At 68.0% G+C, this 3,083-nt stretch carries 3 protein-coding genes and 3 pseudogenes; 2 read left to right on the top strand and 4 right to left on the bottom strand.

Annotated features, from left to right (window positions below; genetic code table 11):
* A pseudogene (locus IE312_RS42030) lies at positions 1-87 on the top strand (phosphatase); the annotation flags it as partial.
* Here the strand turns inward: IE312_RS42030 and IE312_RS27155 are convergent.
* From IE312_RS27155 to IE312_RS27145, 3 genes and pseudogenes are all read right to left on the bottom strand, one after another.
* Positions 52-525 carry a GNAT family N-acetyltransferase gene (locus IE312_RS27155; protein WP_189984940.1) on the bottom strand — a complete coding sequence of 158 codons (474 nt, stop codon included), beginning with the start codon at positions 523-525 and terminating at the stop codon, positions 52-54. The pseudogene IE312_RS42030 and the gene IE312_RS27155 overlap by 36 nt on opposite strands.
* A gap of 116 nt (positions 526-641) precedes the next feature.
* Positions 642-1,480 (bottom strand): annotated as a pseudogene (locus tag IE312_RS27150) (IS5 family transposase).
* Between the two features lie 162 nt (positions 1,481-1,642).
* Entirely contained in the window at positions 1,643-2,071 is a 429-nt protein-coding gene (locus IE312_RS27145; RefSeq protein ID WP_229900486.1) for an HGxxPAAW family protein, read from the bottom strand.
* 85 nt (positions 2,072-2,156) lie between these two features.
* Here IE312_RS27145 and IE312_RS27140 point away from each other — a divergent pair, with 85 nt between their 5' ends.
* A complete protein-coding gene (locus IE312_RS27140; protein ID WP_189984939.1) occupies positions 2,157-2,648 on the top strand; it encodes a MarR family winged helix-turn-helix transcriptional regulator in 492 nt (163 codons plus the stop codon).
* 72 nt (positions 2,649-2,720) lie between these two features.
* On the opposite strand, the pseudogene IE312_RS44320 reads toward IE312_RS27140, so the two are convergent.
* Positions 2,721-3,005, bottom strand: a pseudogene (locus tag IE312_RS44320) (NUDIX hydrolase); the annotation flags it as partial.
* Positions 3,006-3,083: the final 78 nt, after the last annotated feature.

The following is a 3,083-nucleotide window of genomic DNA, read 5'->3' as shown; positions in this document are numbered from 1 at the left end:
CCGGTCGCGGTGGGCGGCGTGCACCGCCACTTCGCGAGTCTGCGAGAGGCACTACCCGACATCCTGGCCTTCGTGGCCGGAGGCTAGGCGCAGGTCAATCCAGGGCACGGTGTCGCCCTCGCGCAGCAGATAGCGCTCGAGCTCGACGAAGCCTTGCTGGCCGGCAAAGCGCAGCCCGTCCGGGTTGGAGGCCAGTACTACGGTCTCGATCACTTGGGCGTCCAGTGCGCGGGCCTGGCCCAGGGCGCGCTCGTAGAGTTGGGTGCCGAGGCCGCGGCGACGGTACTCGGGCAGGACGCGGGCGATGACCGTGGCGGTGGCGCCGTTGTCCTCGGTGGGCGGGCGCACGGTGGTGCAGCCGATCAGGACGTCGCCGAGGTAGGCGACCTCCATGTGGTTGCGGCCGCTGCGGGCACGAACGTCTTCGAGCGACAGCACGTCTCCGGGGATGATCAGGTTGTGGACGTACTGCCAGTCATGGATCGAGGCGTCGTCGTCCACCACTTGGATGCGAAGGTCGGTCACCGGCCCAGCAAACAGGTGCCCGCCGTGGCCCGTCAAACACAATTGCTGTGAGAGGAAGTGCAGGTCAGGGCCCCGGGTGGCGAGGGATGGGTCGATTGCGGGGCCTGCCAGGTGGCTTATGGGCGGAGCCAGAGCCGGATCGATGCGAGGGTGACGGTGCCGTGGAAGATGTAGGCCCTCTTGTCATACCTGGTGGACGGCCCGGGAGTTCTTGAGGGCGTTGATCGTCCGCTCGACTTCATTCCTGCGCTTATAGATCGCCTTGTCGAAGCCGGCGGGCCGTCCGCCCTTACTGCCCCGGCGTTTGCGGTTGGCTCGCTGGTTCTTGGGCTCGGGGATGGTGTGCTTGATCTGTCGTCGTCGCAGGTAGCGGCGGTTACGCCGGGAGGAATATGCCTTGTCGCCGCCGAGGTGATCCGGCCGGGTGCGAGGACGACCGCTGCCGAGCCGACCGACGCGGATGCGTTCCATGACGGGAATGAGCTGCGGGGCGTCACCCCACTGACCCGGCGTGATCACCACGGACAGAGGGCGGCGTCCGGCCTCCCCGGCGAGGTGGATCTTGCAGGTCAGCCCGCCCCGGGAGCGTCCAAGTCCCTCGTCGGGGCGGTGCTGCTGGGGCGTTCTTCTTTTCCCGGCAGCCGCGGTGGTCTTCTGCGTGCTCCGGCACCGTGCTGGTGGGCCCGGCAGGTGGTCGAGTCCACACTCACCATAGACCAGTCGATACGGCCCTCCGCGTCGGCATCGGCCAGGACTTGCGCGAACAGCCCGTCCCAGGTGCCGTCCGCCGACCAGCGTCTGTGCCGCTCGTATACGGTCTTCCACTTCCGAAACGTGCAGGCAGGTCCCGCCACGGTACTCCGGTCCGATTCCGGTACAGGATCCCGTTGATGACCCTGCGATGACTGGCCCAACGACCGCCACGCTGGCCGGACTTCGGCAGATGCCGCTTCAGCCGGGCCCACTCCTCACTCGTGAGATCTCCTCACCCCATGAACATGCCAACGAATGGAACTTGAAGAAGTCACATGATCCGCCGGACAGGCCCTAGCCAGTTTGCGGAGACGTGCATTAGCTAGGGTCGACGATCGGCAACTGCCGTCCGAGGTGAGCCCGTTCACTCGACAGGGGACAGAGGGATCGATTCGGCAGGAATCGCACCCGGCGCCGAAGCCGGCGCCGCAGCCGACACCGGGACCGGCACCGGCACCGGCACCGGCACCGGGGCAGCCGGTGCCTCGTCCGATCGCTTCCGCCCCCGGCCCGCCAGCCGGCACCCGACGCACGCCTCGTGACCCTCCCGCGCCTGCGTGTCCCGGACCCGCATCCCCCACTGGTCGCGCGGGCGCACCCCGGGCGGCTTGCCCCAGCCGGACAGGTGCAGTGCCCAGGTCACCAGGGCACTCACGACCACCACGGCCAGTCCCGCGCCGACGAAGGGAAGGGAGGAAGTACACACGCCCAGCCCCGCCACGGAACCTCCGACGGTCGTGATGGCGACGCCGGTCCAGCCGGCGATCGTGTGACCCTCGTCGTACAGACTCATGGAACGCCTCCAGGGACGGACCCATTCCCTCACGGGCTAAGAAGTTTACAGACCGAATATCTCACGAACTAAGGGATTGCGAAAGATGCACGGCACGCCGCGCCCGCCCGCCACTCCGGCCGAGGCGCTGTCGGCGATGGACCACCTCATCGCCGCCCACCTCATCGGACAGCAGGAGCTGGCCCGGCGGCTGGGCCTGACCGTCACCGACCTGACGTGTTTCGGCTTCGTCCTGGAAGCCGGCGAGGACCTGCTGACGGCGGGCGACCTCGCGGCCCGGGCCCACGTCACCACGGGCGCGGTGACCGGCATCCTCAACCGCCTGCAACGCGCCGGCTACGTCACCCGCCGCCCCGACCCGAAGGACCGCCGCCGGGTGCGCGTGGCCGCCGTACCGGACGCGGTCACCCGCGTCGAGGCGGTGTACGCGGGCCACTACAAGCGCCTGACAGCCCTCTTCTCCGACTACTCCCCGGAGGAACTGGCGATCATCACCGACTGGTTCACCCGCGCGACGGGCCTGGCCCACGAATACCTGGAGAAACTGAACCGCAACGACCCGACCGAGGACTGCTGACGACACACCTCCGGTATCAGGACCGCCTCTCCCGTCAAGGGACGATCTTCGACCGGGTCGCGGGTGCGATCAGCCGACGACCACACGAGCGGTGAAGCAGACGTCGAACTGCCTGCGCACCTCACCGTCCGAGTAGGCGATGACGTGGCGAGGGTCGGTGTACGTGCCCACGAGCCCGGTGATCTCTACGTCCAGCCCGGTCTCTTCCTTCACCTCGCGGACGGCTGTTCCTGGTAGTACTCGGTCCGTGCCATGGTCACCCTTCTCGTACCGGCGTTGCGGTGGCGATGGTTTCCGTGGCCGAAGCTCTCTTCCTTGCCGCCCAGTTCCATTCGGACTGTTCGCCCCTGGTCGCACTGAAGGTGCACCCCAAGGTGGCTCAGCGGATCCCCTGCCCGTGACGCGTCGCTGCACTTCGCTGCTGTACGCCCCTGC

The organism is Streptomyces capoamus (assembly GCF_014654935.1).
GTDB lineage: Bacteria > Actinomycetota > Actinomycetes > Streptomycetales > Streptomycetaceae > Streptomyces > Streptomyces capoamus.
This window is presented reverse-complemented; position numbering and strand designations above follow the sequence as displayed.